General features: G+C 62.3%; 13 protein-coding genes. 5 read left to right on the forward strand and 8 right to left on the reverse strand.

The window, feature by feature from the left end:
- Positions 1-2 precede the first annotated feature (2 nt).
- The 4 genes from AAZU54_RS20580 to pilM form a co-directional block, all read right to left on the reverse strand.
- Entirely contained in the window at positions 3-1,274 is a 1,272-nt protein-coding gene (locus AAZU54_RS20580; protein WP_312151418.1) for a type IV pilus secretin PilQ, read from the reverse strand.
- Positions 1,192-2,118, reverse strand: a complete 927-nt coding sequence (locus AAZU54_RS20585; protein ID WP_434727594.1) for a pilus assembly protein PilP — start codon at positions 2,116-2,118, stop codon at positions 1,192-1,194. The genes AAZU54_RS20580 and AAZU54_RS20585 overlap by 83 nt, the downstream gene beginning before the upstream one ends.
- A gap of 86 nt (positions 2,119-2,204) precedes the next feature.
- The gene (locus AAZU54_RS20590; protein ID WP_186556612.1) at positions 2,205-2,741 is read right to left on the reverse strand and encodes a PilN domain-containing protein; all 537 of its coding nucleotides are present in this window, start codon (positions 2,739-2,741) and stop codon (positions 2,205-2,207) included.
- On the reverse strand, positions 2,741-3,625 hold the full coding sequence (pilM, locus tag AAZU54_RS20595; RefSeq protein WP_186556611.1) for a type IV pilus biogenesis protein PilM: 885 nt from the start codon (positions 3,623-3,625) through the stop codon (positions 2,741-2,743). Before pilM ends, AAZU54_RS20590 begins: the two co-directional genes overlap by 1 nt.
- Positions 3,626-3,787: 162 nt before the next feature.
- On the opposite strand from pilM, the gene AAZU54_RS20600 reads away from it, so the two are divergent.
- Complete coding sequence (locus tag AAZU54_RS20600) at positions 3,788-6,244, forward strand: penicillin-binding protein 1A (RefSeq protein WP_434727590.1); 2,457 nt, start codon at positions 3,788-3,790, stop codon at positions 6,242-6,244.
- A gap of 122 nt (positions 6,245-6,366) precedes the next feature.
- Here AAZU54_RS20600 and AAZU54_RS20605 read toward each other — a convergent pair whose 3' ends face one another.
- The 3 genes from AAZU54_RS20605 to rpmE form a co-directional block, all read right to left on the reverse strand.
- Complete coding sequence (locus tag AAZU54_RS20605; RefSeq protein ID WP_186556568.1) at positions 6,367-7,635, reverse strand: malic enzyme-like NAD(P)-binding protein; 1,269 nt, start codon at positions 7,633-7,635, stop codon at positions 6,367-6,369.
- Positions 7,636-7,814: 179 nt separating this feature from the next.
- On the reverse strand, positions 7,815-8,636 hold the full coding sequence (locus tag AAZU54_RS20610) for a thermonuclease family protein (RefSeq protein ID WP_434727591.1): 822 nt from the start codon (positions 8,634-8,636) through the stop codon (positions 7,815-7,817).
- A 2-nt stretch (positions 8,637-8,638) separates the two neighbouring features.
- The gene (gene rpmE, locus AAZU54_RS20615) at positions 8,639-8,854 is read right to left on the reverse strand and encodes a 50S ribosomal protein L31 (RefSeq protein ID WP_029614303.1); all 216 of its coding nucleotides are present in this window, start codon (positions 8,852-8,854) and stop codon (positions 8,639-8,641) included.
- 179 nt (positions 8,855-9,033) lie between these two features.
- Between rpmE and AAZU54_RS20620 the strand changes: the two genes are divergently transcribed.
- The 3 genes from AAZU54_RS20620 (at position 9,034) to AAZU54_RS20630 (ending at position 13,891) form a co-directional block, all read left to right on the forward strand.
- The gene (locus AAZU54_RS20620; RefSeq protein ID WP_186556566.1) at positions 9,034-11,253 is read left to right on the forward strand and encodes a primosomal protein N'; all 2,220 of its coding nucleotides are present in this window, start codon (positions 9,034-9,036) and stop codon (positions 11,251-11,253) included.
- A 201-nt stretch (positions 11,254-11,454) separates the two neighbouring features.
- Positions 11,455-13,191 (forward strand): arginine--tRNA ligase, encoded by a 1,737-nt coding sequence (gene argS, locus AAZU54_RS20625; RefSeq protein ID WP_434727592.1) that lies wholly within the window; start codon positions 11,455-11,457, stop codon positions 13,189-13,191.
- A gap of 1 nt (position 13,192) precedes the next feature.
- The gene (locus AAZU54_RS20630) at positions 13,193-13,891 is read left to right on the forward strand and encodes an SPOR domain-containing protein (protein WP_434727593.1); all 699 of its coding nucleotides are present in this window, start codon (positions 13,193-13,195) and stop codon (positions 13,889-13,891) included.
- A gap of 41 nt (positions 13,892-13,932) precedes the next feature.
- On the opposite strand, the gene AAZU54_RS20635 is transcribed toward AAZU54_RS20630, so the two are convergent.
- Positions 13,933-14,352, reverse strand: a complete 420-nt coding sequence (locus tag AAZU54_RS20635) for a TM2 domain-containing protein (protein WP_312151405.1) — start codon at positions 14,350-14,352, stop codon at positions 13,933-13,935.
- A gap of 169 nt (positions 14,353-14,521) precedes the next feature.
- Here AAZU54_RS20635 and AAZU54_RS20640 point away from each other — a divergent pair, with 169 nt between their 5' ends.
- Positions 14,522-15,151, forward strand: coding sequence for a C40 family peptidase (locus AAZU54_RS20640; RefSeq protein ID WP_186556562.1), 630 nt, complete (start codon positions 14,522-14,524; stop codon positions 15,149-15,151).
- Positions 15,152-15,212: the final 61 nt, after the last annotated feature.

Raw genomic sequence — 15,212 nt, forward strand, 5'->3', positions numbered from 1 at the left:
AATCAACGACTCACAGCAATCGCCTGGTCACTCATGATACGCGGAGTCAGGAAGACCAGCAGCTCGGATTTTTTCTCTTGTAATGCATCGCGTCGAAACAGCCGCCCAACATACGGCAGATCGCCGAAAAATGGCACCTTGTCGACCACATTGTTTTGCGAAGTCGAGTAGACGCCACCGATGACAATGGTTTGGCCATCCGCCACCCGGACCTTGGCATTGACCTCGTTCTTGCGAATCGGCGGTACGTTGTTCAAGGCATTGACGAAGTCTGGCTCGTCCTTGGTCACCTTGACCGTCATGATAACGCTACCGTCTGGCGTAATTTGTGGTGTGACCTCCAGCGACAGCGATGCCTCGCGAAAGGAGATAGAGGTCGCGCCGTTTCTGCTGGTCTCCTGATAGGGCACCTCGGTGCCCTTGAGGATGCGGGCGGTCTCCTTGTCTGCCGTAACCACTTTGGGCTGGGAGATGATCTCGCCATTGCCGCTTTTTTCCATGGCACTGAGCTCCAGATCGAGCAACGTATCGCCACGCAGCAACCCCAAACCCACCCCGGATGTGGCGCGATCGACACCAAGGTCGACAAACAGGCCGTTAGTCAGCTGCGCATCGCCCGCCGAGAATGACGCGCCCCAACGCACACCCAGGCTTTTCTCGTAATCGACATTGGCCTCGACGATACGCGCCTCGATCATGACCTGACGCACAGGCACATCCAGTTGCGCGACCAAGCGCCGCAACTCTTTGAGTCGCGCTGCCGGCTGGTGGGCAACCAAGGTGTTGGTGCGCACATCCACGCTCAGGCTGCCGCGCCCAGCTTCTCCCGCTTCGGCGAGCGTGGCCCGCAACAGCTCGGCAAGTTCGCTCGCCTTAGCGTGATGGATGGGCAGCAGCTCGCGAACCAGCGGCTGCAACTGTGCATCGAGCTCCAGCCCCAACTGCGCCTCGCGTGACTGCCCCGCCAACTCGGCCACTGGCGCTACCAGCAGGACACTCCCCTCTTGGCGCCGGGCCAGCCCCTTGCTGCGCAGTACCAGGTCCAAGGCCTGATCCCAGGGCACCTGCTCCAGCCGCAAGGTGATGTTGCCAGTGACCGAGTCGCTGACCACCAGATTGATCCCGGCGTAGTCAGCCAGCACTTGTAGGATCGAGCGCACTTCTACGTCCTGGAAGTTCAACGACAACGGTTCACCCTCGTAAGTCGCCGCTGACGCCCCCTGAATCCACAGGATCATTGCCACTACCCACACCGACAGCTGCTTCACGCTCATCCTTGACCCCTTTGCCCGCGCGCTTCCTGAGCGCGAGATACGTCGACCGGTGCTGCCAGGCACCCCCGAGGAACACTCGTTCAAGCACTTCTATCTGGCGCTCATCGATGCGCGTGACGACGCCCTCATCCCTGCCCAGGGGATCGCCCACCTTGACCCGATAGATTCGGCCCGCTGACCACACCAGCGCCTGCGATTGGCCAGCACGCGAAAGGCTGCCGACCATTTCCAGTTGTGCCAGCGGCACCCTGGCCAAACCATCCACTGCGAGCCTCGATGACCAAGATTGGAACGGATCTGAGCGAGGCGCCTCGGTGGCTTCCCGGGCTGGTTCATCAGCCAGCGACAATGGCAGCGGCAGCGTCTGCCCGGCGTGATAGGCCTGAACCTGCAGACGCATCCGCAACACGCCCGTGCGGCCCTGCGCTGCTTCCAGGCGCAGCCCTGAGGGGCGCAACAAGCGCATTTGCCCCAGCCACTCGTCGAGCCACATGCGCAACGCCGAATAGCTACCCATGACTTCAATCTGCAAAGGCGCAACCCAATAGTCGCTGGCCTGGACCTCCTCCAGCACATCGAGCCGCTCGAACGACAGTCCATGGGCGTGTCCGGAACTGGCCAATTGGTCGAGCAGATCACTCATGCCCTCTCCCGCCGCAAGGCGCCAACGGGCGTCTTGTAGCTGGACTTGGCTATCAGCCAGCGCGGCCTTGATAGTCGGCAGATCCTGCATCTGCTGCGACTTTTGCGCGTGCGCCCGCGCCAACTCGACGAGCACCTCAGAACCCTGCCGATACGATTGCTGTGGCTCTTGCAGTCGTAACAGCCAGCCCAGGCCCAACACCAGCAAGGCGGGAGCAGCCAGGGCCACTACCTTGAACGCTCGAGAACTGACAGCAAGCCCCTGCCATTCGGGCAACCACGCGCCAATCACTTGGAAAGCGCCGGCAAACGGGCCAACAGCAGGAACTCATCGCCCTGGGAATGCGCCTTGATTTGCTTGAGTTCCAACCCTTCAAGTAGCCGTGACTGTTGCAGTTCGCGCATAAACTGAGCGACCACAGCCGAAGACGCCGCCAGCCCGGTCAATTCAAGCTGCCCGTCTTGCAAGGACAGGTCGGTGAGTTGCAGCCCCTCCGACAACGCCCTTTCCAACTCGGCGAACAGTCTTGGCAGTACGCCCTGGTCCACCCTCAAGGCCGCCAGGGCAACTGATTGTGCCAGCGTGCGCTCACGCGCCTGGCGCAACTGAGCAAGGCTCTCCAGTTGTCCATCCAGCTGCGCGAGGCCAGCTTGGCGCTCAGCAATCCTTGAGGCTTGCTGGAGCCCACGCTGACGCGCCATATGGTCCAGCACCATGACCGCGCAAAGCGCGAACAGTAGGCTAACCACTAGACCACGCTGAAACCGTCGCACTGCCGCCAGTCGCTGTCGCTCACGCCAGGGCAATAGATTGAGGCGAACCATCATTGTCCCCCTCCCAGCGCCAAGCCGCAGGCCAGTGCCATGGACGGCGCGAGCAAAGAGAGTTCTTTTACATCGCCCCGCACCCCATGTAGAGCGCGGAACTGATCGCAAGGTATCCCCAAGCGCTGCTGTAAGCCGTCGATCCAGCCAGGCTCTATAGGTTGCGTTGCAACCATCAGCCCCTGCGGGGTGGCACCATGGAAAAGCTGGGCAACCCGCTCCAGACGCGCTTCGCAAGGTTCAGATGGGGCAAAGCGCACCTCCTGACGTTGCGGCAAGCCCGTGTCAGACCAGGTATGCAGAGCTGCACCAGCCGATTCAATCCGCAGCAAAGCGTGGTTGCCAGCCGGTAGAACCCGTCGCAGGGCGATACTGTCGACCTCCACCGCTACGGCCTGCAAACCTGCCTCTTCAAACATCTGCTCCAACAGCTCGAGTGAGCGCTGACGACAGGCAGCCACCAGGACATCCACATGTCCCTCAGCCTGCGGCGAAACGCCCATGACCTGAAAATCCATGGCCAGGTCTTCGAGTGGAAAAGGAAACAGCCGCTCTGCGTCTGCGAGCAGCCGCTCCTCCAGCTGCGCGGCGGTCAGCCCTGCCGGTAGAGAGCAAACCTTGCAGATCACCTCAGCACCAGGCAGCGCTACGGCGACTTGCGGGCGCTTGCAGCCACTGCGCAGATAGGCGCTGCGCAGCGCTTTGATCAGTGGCTGATAGTCTTTTGACCAATCTGCGTGCAATGGCACGTCCAGCGCTTCTTGCGCCCAGGCGAGTACCCGGTAGCGCCCTTGTCGACGCTGCACTTGCAGCATGCGTATCGAGTCATGGGCTATTTCCACCCCCAGTAGTGAACCGGCATCCTTGCCAAAGCGTCCAAGCATCGCTGCCTCCCTGCTCCATCGTCGCCAAACCGCGCCCACCGATCCGGTGGCCAGGGCCGGCCGGTCGCCCGGAAAGGCGAAAAATGCTTATAATGCCCAGCGTTTTTTTCTGTCCGCCGGACCCGCGTGCAATCCACTTCTCAATCTGGACACCCCAAAGCCTTGATACGCCTGCTGAAGTTTTTCTGGTGGTCTTTCGTCGCAGTCATCTGTGCGCTCGTACTCGGTCTGAGCGGTGCGTTTCTGTATCTTAGCCCCAGCCTGCCTTCGGTCGAGTCGCTACGAAGCATCCAGTTGCAGATCCCCCTGAGGGTGTACAGCAGCGATGGCAAGCTGATTGCCGAGTTCGGCGAAATGCGGCGGTCTCCAATCCGTTTTGCGGAAATTCCCCCACAGTTCATTCAGGCGCTTCTGTCAGCCGAGGACGACAATTTCCTCAATCACTATGGCGTCGATCCGAGCAGCTTGATGCGCGCCGCGACCCAGTTGGTGAAGTCTGGTCACATCCAGACTGGCGGCAGCACCATTACCATGCAGGTGGCGAAGAACTTCTTCCTCACTAGCGAGCGCAGCTTCTCGCGCAAGACCAACGAAATTCTCCTGGCCCTGCAGATCGAACGCGAGCTGACCAAGGACGAGATCCTTGAGCTGTACGTCAACAAGATCTACCTGGGCAACCGCGCCTACGGCATCGACGCCGCCGCACAGGTCTACTACGGCAAATCGATCCGCGATGTCAGCCTGGCGCAGATGGCCATGATCGCCGGCCTGCCCAAGGCGCCGTCACGTTTCAACCCGCTGGCCAATCCGGTGCGCGCCAAAGAGCGCCGCGACTGGATCCTGGGCCGCATGTACAAGCTGGGCAAAATCGACGAAGCCAGCTATCAGGCCGCCTTGGCCGAGCCGCTCAACGCCAGCTATCACGTGCCAACCCCGGAAGTGAACGCGCCCTACATCGCCGAAATGGCCCGCGCCGAAATGGTTGGCCGCTATGGCAGCGATGCCTACACCGAAGGTTTCCGCGTGACCACCACGGTGCCGAGCGACATGCAGAACATGGCCAACAGTGCCGTGCTCAATGGCTTGTCCGACTATGACGAGCGCCATGGCTACCGCGGGCCGGAATCGCGCTTCCCCGGCAAGACCCACGCCGCCTGGCTGCAAGAGCTGAGCAAGCAGCGCACCCTCGGCGGCCTGGAGCCGGCCATCGTCACCCAGGTCGACAAGGCTGGGCTGAAGGTGCTGACCCGCAATGGCGAAGAGCAGGATGTCGCCTGGGACACCATGAAATGGGCCCGGCCGTATCTGAACAACAATGCCCAGGGCCGTGCACCGCAGTCGCCGGCAGACGTGGCCCAGATCGGCGACCTGATCCGCATCCAGCGCCTGGAAGAAGGCAAGCTCAAGTTCAGCCAGGTGCCTGCCGCGCAGAGTGCGCTGGTCACCCTCGACCCTTATAACGGTGCTATCCGCGCCCTGGTCGGCGGCTTCTCGTTCGAGCAAAGCAACTACAACCGCGCCATGCAGGCCAAGCGCCAACCGGGCTCGAGCTTCAAGCCGTTCGTTTATAGCGCGGCCCTGGACAACGGCTACACCGCCGCCAGCCTGGTCAACGACGCACCGATCGTGTTCGTCGACGAGTACCTGGACAAAGTCTGGCGACCGAAGAACGACACCAACACCTTCCTCGGGCCGATCCGCATGCGTGAGGCGCTGTACAAGTCGCGCAACCTGGTGTCGATCCGCCTGCTGCAAGCGATGGGCGTAGACCGCACCATCGACTACATCGCCAAGTTCGGTTTCAACAAGCAGGACCTGCCGCGCAACCTCTCGCTGGCGCTGGGCACCGCGACCCTGACGCCCATGGAGATCGCTACCGGTTGGAGCACCTTTGCCAACGGCGGCTACAAGATCAGCCCGTACCTGATCGAGCGCATCGAGAGCCGCAGCGGTGAAACCCTGTTCACCGCCAACCCGGCTCACGTGCCGCAAGGTGGTGGCGAAGACCAGGCCGGCATTGCCGCGCCAGAGCAGCCGATCAGCACCGTCGCCATGCCGGGCGAAGCGCCGTCGGCCCTTGGCCAGGTCGCTCCGGCCCCGCAGACACCGGTGATTGCCGAGCAGATCATCGATGGGCGCACCAGCTACATTCTGACCAGCATGCTTCAAGACGTGATCAAGCGCGGTACCGGGCGCCGCGCCTTGGCGCTGGGCCGTACTGACCTGGCAGGCAAGACCGGTACCACCAACGAGTCCAAGGACGCCTGGTTCTCTGGCTATAACGCTGATTACGTGACCACTGTGTGGGTCGGCTTCGACCAGCCGGAAACCCTGGGCCGGCGTGAGTACGGTGGTACGGCAGCGCTGCCGATCTGGATGAGCTTCATGGGCGCCGCCCTCAAGGACAAACCGAACCATCCACCTGCCGAGCCTGAGGGCATTCTCAGTCTGCGGGTCGACCCGGTTAGCGGTCGTGCGGCTACGCCGAATACGCCCAATGCCTACTTCGAGCTATTCAAGGCTGAAGACTCGCCGCCGTCGGTGGATGAGCTGGGCAATGGTGCAGCGCCGGGCAGCCCGCTGCCAGCGGATGAAGCGGCGCCGATGGATTTGTTCTGATACCGGCCCGGTCTCTCCTTATCAAACGACGCTAGTATTTGGGGCTGCTTTGCAGCCCCAAAATCCCCACAAAAAAGCCCCGACTCTCACGAGCCGGGGCTTTTTCATGACGCTACGGACAATCAGCCGTTGAACACGTCATCCACGCTTTTCAGCGGGTAGTGCTGCGGGTACGGCAGGGTCGCCACGCCGCTTTCGATCGCGGCCTTGGCCACGGCATCGGATACCAGGGTGATCAGGCGTGGGTCCATTGGCTTCGGAATGATGTACTCACGACCGAATTCCAGGGCCTGAACGCCGTAGGCCTCGCACACTTCCTTGGGCACTGGCTGCTTGGCCAGGTCTTTCAGGGCGATGGCAGCGGCGATCTTCATTTCTTCGTTGATGCGCTTGGCGCGAACGTCCAGGGCACCACGGAAGATGAACGGGAAGCCCAGTACGTTGTTGACCTGGTTCGGGTAGTCGGAGCGACCGGTAGCCATGATCACGTCGTTACGCGTGGCGTGGGCCAGCTCAGGCTTGATCTCTGGGTCCGGGTTCGAGCAGGCGAACACGATCGGGTTGGCAGCCATCGACTTCAGGCCTTCAGGGCTCAGCAGGTTCGGGCCGGACAGGCCAACGAACACGTCTGCGCCTTGCAGGGCGTCGGCCAGGGTGCGCTTGTCGGTAGCGTGAGCGAACTGGGCCTTGTACTGGTTCAGGTCGTCGCGGCCAGCGTGGATCACGCCGGTACGGTCGATCATGAAGATGTTCTCGACCTTGGCACCCATGCTGACCAGCAGCTTCATGCAGGAGATAGCGGCAGCACCGGCGCCGAGGCAGACGATCTTCGCCTCTTCGAGGGTTTTGCCAGCGATTTCCAGGGCGTTGATCATGCCGGCCGCGGTGACGATGGCGGTGCCATGCTGGTCATCGTGGAAGACCGGGATGTCGCACTGCTCGATCAGGGTGCGTTCGATTTCAAAGCACTCAGGCGCCTTGATGTCTTCCAGGTTGATGCCACCGAAGGTGATCGAGATGCGGCGCACGGTGTCGATGAACGCTTGCGGGCTTTCCGACTCGACTTCGATGTCGAATACATCGATACCTGCGAAACGCTTGAACAGCACGCCCTTGCCTTCCATGACCGGTTTGGAGGCCAGTGGGCCGAGGTCACCCAGGCCAAGAATGGCGGTACCGTCGGAAATCACTGCGACCAGGTTGCCCTTGCCGGTGTACTTGTAGGCCAGCTCTGGATCACGACCGATCTCGCGCACGGGTTCGGCGACGCCCGGGCTGTAAGCCAGGGACAGGTCACGCGCGGTGGCGGTCGGTTTGGTGAGCTCGACGCTCAGTTTCCCCGGACGAGGCTGAGCATGGTATTCGAGAGCGGCGGTTTTCAGGTCTGACATGGTGGGCAATTCCGCTATTTACTGTTCTGACGGACCGCCGAGGATACGCAAAGAGCCGGGGGGCGACAAGACTGCCCGGTCACTTGTGTCAAGGCCCTTGGCCTACGACTTTACGCTATAACCCACGGGGCATGCGGGCTTCAGTGTGTACAATCCAATATTGAAATGTCTACAATTTTTTAGTCAGAAGTGCGCTCCAGCATGCTCGGGTCGGTCAGCGGCAAAACCCAGCGCCGCTGTCCGGGCTGCAAACCACCCTTGCGGGAACGATCCAGCACCCAGCCGCGCGCTTCGACCTGGCGCCCTTTGAGGTTATCGAAGAAGCTGGCGGGGAAGTTGCGTTGCAGACGAGCGGGTACTTGCAGCACCAGAGCATCGTCGAGTTCCAACCAGACTCCACCACGATTGCGCTGGATACCTTGAATTTTGCCGCCGATAACCGCAAAGCCCGATTGTTGGATATCGCGATCGCGCTGCACCGGTGATTGCCGCCAAAGCCCTGCACGGACAGCGCGGGCAGCCTGTTCGGCATCCTGCTGGCAGCCGGCAAGGCTGACATTAGGGGCCACTGCAACGCGATAGCCGAGCCCCTCACTGAGCAGCACAGCCTCGAAATTGTCGCCACGCTTGCCGTAGATGTGGGCCAGGGTCCGCCCATATTTGTCCTTGGCTTCTACCCCAGGGACCAAGCCCACCTGGCCATCACTGGCTTTCACCAAGGCCTGGAGACGCCGCTTGGCCGCCTCGGCATAGGGCTCGCTGGTGCGCCCCTTGCGGCCGATCTCAGGGGCGTTGATGCCAATCAGGCGCACGCTGCGCCCGTCGTTCAGGCGCAGGGTATCGCCATCCACCACCTGGCGAACGGCTACCCGTTGGGGCTGCTCAGGCAGCGGACAAAACGCCAGGGCTGGCAACTGCCAGATCGCGCCCACAAAAAAAGCGCCCACAAGGGGCGCCTTTTTTAGCAGCAGCGCGAAACCCGAAGGATTCGCCATGCGCATGATTACTTCTTGGTACCGAACATACCGAAGCGATCGGCGAACTTCTGTACGCGACCACCGGTGTCCAGGACTTTCTGCTTACCAGTGTAGAACGGGTGGCACTGGGAGCACACGTCGATCGCCAGCGGCTTGGCCAGGGTCGAACGGGTTTCGAATTTGCTGCCGCAGCTGCAGGTGACTGCAACTACTTCGTAGTTCGGATGAATATCTGCTTTCATGGTCACTTCCTCGAGCTGCGTGCCGCCACCCAACACCTATTGTTGAATACCGCACGTAATTAGGCGGCGAATAATACCAGAGCTCAGCCTCAGCGCAAGTTGTCGCTTGCACCGACTGTCGTCTGCTAGGCTCGGCGCATTCCGTACCCGTCCCCAAATGCCCTTCAGAGACCTTCTGCGTGTCCGACGTCATCCTGCGCCTTGCCCTGCCCTCGCCCCTGCGTCGCCTGTTCGACTACCGGGCCACGGCCGCGATGGCGCGCCTGCCGCTGACGCCGGGAATGCGCTTTCGGGTGCCATTTGGCCGGCGCGAGATGATCGGCGTGCTGGTGGAGGTGTGCGACAAGAGCGAAGTGCCCGCCGACAAACTCAAGCCCGCCAGCGCCCTGCTCGACCCGGTCTCACCGCTGCCGCCAGCACTGTTCAAGCTGTGCCTGTGGACTGCCCAGTACTATCAGCACAGCCTGGGCGACACCTTGAGCTGGGCCTTGCCGGTGCTGCTGCGCCAGGGCGAGCCGGCCGAGATACGCCAGGAGCGCTTCTGGCAGGTGACCCCGGGCGCCCGCCTGGAAGACCCGCGCATCGCCCGCGCACCGCGGCAGCGTGATGCCCTCAAGACCTTGTCCCAGCACCCGCACGGCGTGGCTCATAGCCTGTTGAGCAAGCTGGGGCTGAACAAAGACAGCCTCGACCTGCTGCTGGCCAAGGAGCTGGTCCAGCTCGAAGTACGCCGGCACCTGCCAGCCGCGCGCCATGAACACTGGCTGGCCCAGCCTGAACTGCCGCTCAACGAAGAGCAGCTGGCCGCATTCGAAGCCGTGCGTTCCGGCTTCGGCAGTTTCCACGCATTTCTCCTCGCTGGGGTCACCGGCAGCGGCAAGACCGAGGTCTACCTGCAACTGATCCGCGAAACCCTGGAGGCCGGCAAGCAGGCGCTGATCCTGATCCCGGAGATCAACCTCGGCCCGCAAACCCTGGCGCGCTTCGAGCAGCGCTTCAACGCGCGCATCGCGCTGCTGCACTCGGCGGTCAACGACCGCGAGCGCCTGGATGCCTGGCTGGCGGCCCGCGACGGCGAGGCCGATATCATCATCGGCACGCGCTCAGCGTTGTTCACACCGATGAAAAACCCCGGCCTGATCATCATCGACGAAGAACACGACGGCTCGTATAAACAGCAAGAAGGCCTGCGCTATCACGCCCGCGACCTGGCGCTGGTACGCGCACACCAGGAAAACATCCCGATCCTGCTCGGCTCCGCCACGCCGTCGCTGGAAAGCCTGCACAACGCCCATACCGGGCGCTATGGCCTGCTGCGCATGAATCAACGCGCCGGCGGCGCCCGGCAGCCACGTTTCATGCGTCTGGACGTTCGCAGCCGGCCGCTGGACAGCGGCATCAGCGGCCCCTTGCAGCAGGCCATCGGCCAGACCCTGCAAGCCGGGCAGCAGGTGCTGGTGTTTCTCAACCGTCGTGGCTTCGCCCCGACCCTGTTGTGCCACGACTGCGGCTGGCTGTCCGAATGCCCGCGCTGCGATGCGAGAATGACCGTGCACCAGCGCTCCAATGTGCTGCGCTGCCACCACTGCGGTTACGACGAGCGGCTGCCGCTGCAGTGCCCCAAGTGCGCGCATGTCGACCTGCGGCCGGTAGGCGCTGGCACCGAACGCGCCGAGGAGCGGTTGAAGATTCTGTTCCCGGACTACCCAGTCCTGCGCGTCGACCGCGACAGCACCTCGCGCAAGGACGCCATGCACAACCTGTTCACCACCATCCAGCGTGGCCAACCGAGCATCCTGGTCGGCACCCAGATGCTGGCCAAGGGGCACCACTTCCCTCGGGTGACCCTGGTGGCCATTCTCGATGCTGACGGCGGGCTGTTCTCGGGCGATTTTCGCGCCAGCGAACGCATGGCTCAGCTGATCGTCCAGGTCGCGGGCCGCGCCGGTCGCGCCGAAGAGCCCGGCAAGGTGATCATCCAGACCCACCTGGCCGAGCATCCCTTGCTGGTGCAACTGACCGAGCAAGGCTACTTCGCCTTTGCCGAGCAAGCGCTGAGCGAGCGCCGCGCTGCCGGCCTGCCGCCGTTTGCCCACCTCGCCTTGCTGCGCGCCGAAGCGCACAAGCCAGGCCAGGCCGAAGGGTTCCTCGATGAGGCGTGCAGCGCTGCCGAGCGCATCGTGGCGGAACAAGGCCTGCAAGGCATCGAACTGCTCGGCCCGGTGCCCGCCCCGATGGAGCGACGAGCGGGGCGTTTTCGCGCGCAACTATTGCTCCAGGCCAATGCCCGGGCGCCCTTGCATCGACTGATCAGTGCCTGGTTGCTAGTGTTGGAGCAGATGCCAGCAGGGCGCCAAGTACGCTGGTCGCTAGACGTGGATCCAGTCGATCTCTATTGACGCCGTGGGAGCGGGCTGCCCCGCGATTACCAAGCATCGTTCACCTCCGCAATCGCGGGTCAAGCCCGCTCCCACACGGCACCCGCTCAGCCGGACATGCCCTGAAAGGTTGGCAACCGCGGCCCAGCCACGGATAATGCTCAGTTTTTCCACCTGCGCATCGAAGCGCCCCGCCGCGCTTGCGGTCGAAAAGAGAATCTCATGAAAGACACCATTCGCCAGCTGATCCAGCAAGCCCTCACCCAACTCGTCACCGACGGTGTGCTGCCTGAAGGGCTGACGCCGGCGATCCAGGTGGAAAACGCCCGTGACAAGACCCACGGCGACTTCGCCAGCAACATCGCCATGATGCTGGCCAAGCCAGCCGGCATGAAGCCGCGCGACCTGGCCGACAAACTGATCGCCGCCCTGCCTGCCAGCGCCGACATCAGCAAGGTCGAGATCGCCGGCCCCGGCTTCCTCAACTTCTTCCAGAACACCGACGCCCTGGCCAATCGCCTCGACGCCGCCCTGGCAGACGCCCACCTGGGCGTGCGCAAGGCCGGCCCGGCCGAGAAAGTCGTCATCGACATGTCGGCGCCAAACCTTGCCAAAGAGATGCACGTTGGCCACCTGCGCTCGACCATCATCGGCGACAGCGTTGCCCGCGTGCTGGAGTTCCTCGGTGACAACGTCATCCGCCAGAACCATGTTGGCGACTGGGGCACGCAGTTCGGCATGCTGATGGCCTACCTGGAAGAAAACCCGATCACCAGCGACGAGCTGTCGGACCTGGAGAATTTCTACCGCGCGGCGAAAAAGCGCTTCGACGAGTCCGAAGAGTTCGCCACCCGCGCCCGTGGCCTGGTGGTCAAGCTGCAAGCTGGCGACGCGGAATGCCTGGCCTTGTGGACGCGCTTCAAAGACATCTCGCTGTCGCACTGCCAGAAGACCTACGAGCTACTCAACGTCAAACTGACCATGGCCGACGTGATGGGCGAGAGTGCCTATAACGACGACCTGGCCAACGTCGTCACCGACCTCAAGGCCAAGGGCCTGCTGGTCGAGAGCCAAGGCGCCCAGTGCGTATTCCTCGACGAATTCAAGAATGCCGAAGGCGAACCGCTGCCAGTGATCGTGCAGAAGGCCGACGGCGGCTACCTGTACGCCACCACCGACCTGGCCGCTGTGCGCTATCGCAGCAACACCCTGCAAGCCGATCGCGCCCTGTACTTCGTCGACCAGCGCCAGGCCCTGCACTTCAACCAAGTGTTCGAAGTGGCCCGTCGTGCCGGCTTCGTCGGCCACCCGATGCAAATGGAACACATGGGCTTCGGCACCATGAACGGTGCCGATGGCCGTCCGTTCAAGACCCGTGACGGCGGCACCGTCAAGCTGATCGACCTGCTCACCGAAGCCAAGGAGCGTGCCTACGCCCTGGTCAAGGAAAAGAACCCGAGCCTGGCCGAAGACGAGCTGCGCCATATCGCTGAAGTGGTTGGCATCGGCGCGGTCAAGTACGCCGACCTGTCCAAGCACCGCACCAGCGACTACAGCTTCAACTTCGAACTGATGCTCAACTTCGAAGGCAACACCGCGCCTTACCTGCTGTACGCCTACACCCGTGTGGCAGGCGTGTTCCGCAAACTGGGCAAGGGCTACGATGAAGTCGACGGCCAGATCGTATTGCAGGCAGCTCACGAGCAGGACCTCGCGGCGCGCCTGGCGCAGTTCGGCGAAGTGCTCAACAACGTGGCTGAAAAAGGCACTCCACACGTGCTGTGCAGCTACCTGTACGACATCGCCGGTTTGTTCTCCAGCTTCTACGAGAACTGCCCGATCCTCTCTGCCGAAACTGCCGAACAGCAGCAAAGCCGCCTGCGCCTGGCTGCGCTGACCGGTCGTACGCTCAAGCAAGGCCTGGAGCTGCTCGGCCTGGAAACCCTGGAGCGTATGTAAGTTGGCTGCCAAGAAAAAACCCGCACCCAAGCGCGGCGCCAGCCGTCAACAGGCGCCGGCCAAACAGCCGATCCCAGGCTGGGTTTGGCTGGCGGTCGGCCTCACCGTGGGCGCGTTCATCGTCTTCCTGATGAAGCTTGAGCCCGGCGGCGATGACATCAAGCGCGCCAAGCCTGAACAGCAGAAGCCGGCCAAAGTCGCCGAAACGGCGAAAAATACCGCCCCGACGCCACAGCAGCCGGTCAAGCCGAAGTACGACTTCTATACCCTGCTGCCAGAGTCGGAAGTGATCGTGCCGCCTGAAGCGGTGCCGGAGAAAACACCGCCCGTGCCTGCCCAACCGGTCACCCCCGTGACGCCGGCGGAAGCGGCCAAGATCGATACCGCTCGCGCCCAGGCTGCGCTGCTGGGGCAAACCCCGCCGCCGGCGCCACCGGTAATCAAGCCGGCTGCGACCACCCTGTTCTTCCTCCAGGCCGGCTCGTTCCGCAAGCAGGCCGATGCCGACAAGGTCCGCGCGCAGATCATTCTGCTCGGCCAGGCGGTGAAGGTGGAGTCGGGAACGGTCAAGGAAGAGACCTGGTACCGGGTCCTGGTCGGCCCGTTCAGCAACCGCGAACAGCTGACCGTGGCGCAGAAGCAGTTGGCCGGCGCAGGGTTCAGCAACCTGCTCTTGCAGCAGCGACAGACCCGCCAGTAATGAAAAAGGCCTTGCCGCTCCCGTGCGACAAGGCCTTTTTCTTAAGCTCTACCGGCGTTGACTTCGGAAACCTGCCGGTTCAGCGTCCAGAAGTCGTAGAGCACACCCAGCAGGAACAACCCGCCGGTGAAGAAGTAGATGATCGCGCTGATCCACTTGCCCTGGTACAGCCGGTGCGCGCCGAAGATGCCGAGGAAGGTCAACAGGATCCAGGCCAGGTTGTAGTCCACCCGCCCGCCCTGAAAGCGCATATCGGCCTCACGATCCATCGACGGGATCAGGAACAGGTCAATCAGCCAGCCAATTCCGAGCAGCCCCAAGGTGAAGAACCAGATGGTCCCGGTAATCGGCTTGCCGTAGTAGAACCGGTGCGAGCCGGTGAAGCCGAAAATCCACAGCAAATAGCCGAGGACCTTGCTGTGGGTGTCGTGAAACGGCGCCCCTTGTTGATAACTGTTCATTCTTAGCCCTCGTGGCTTAGCCAAAAATTTTCCAAGAAAAAATGTGACTTTTTCGTGTGAAGTCGACGTGTGGCACCCTGCCAGTCGACCAACGGATCATTTTTTGAGCAAAAAGCTGTTATAAAGTTGCGCGCCAATACCTAATTCAAACATATCAAGAGCTTCAACTATGCCGCCTTTGTTCAAGACATGGCTGACCCTCTGCCTATTATTGCCCCTGGCCGCCCACGCCACCAACCGTGAGCAACGTCTTCCCAACGGCTTCACTGGCTACACCACCAACGCCACCGTGAAGCGCGCCCCGGTCAAGCATGCCAATACCCTGCGTGCTCGCCCAAGCAATGCCGCCAAGGCTCGTGACGGCTTGCCTGCCGTCGCCATGTCGGCCAAGCAAAGCAGCGATGTGCTCAGCCGCGCCGTCAATGTCCTGGGTACCCCTTATCGTTGGGGCGGCAGCAGCCCGAGTAAAGGCTTCGACTGCAGCGGGCTGGTCAAATATGCCTTCAACGACGTGGCTGACGTCGATCTGCCGCGCACCTCCAATGCCATGGCCCAAGGCCACGGGGTCAAGGTGGCACGCAGCGATCTCAAGCCTGGCGACCTGATCTTCTTCAACATCAAGAGCCGCCGGGTCAATCACGTTGCCATCTACCTGGGCAACGACCGCTTCATCCACGCGCCGCGCCGTGGCAAGCGAGTGAGCATCGATCAACTGAGCAAGCCGTATTGGCAGAAGCACTATGTAGTGGCCAAGCGAGTGCTGCCTAAAGACCAGCAGCTGAGCCTGGCCAAACGCTAATCATTTTCACCTCATCGCGGGGCAAGCCCGCTCCCACGCAACTCGACCTCCCGCGTGGGAG

Origin of the sequence: Pseudomonas sp. Je.1.5.c, from assembly GCF_051129895.1 — a bacterium.
Classification (GTDB): domain Bacteria; phylum Pseudomonadota; class Gammaproteobacteria; order Pseudomonadales; family Pseudomonadaceae; genus Aquipseudomonas; species Aquipseudomonas urmiensis.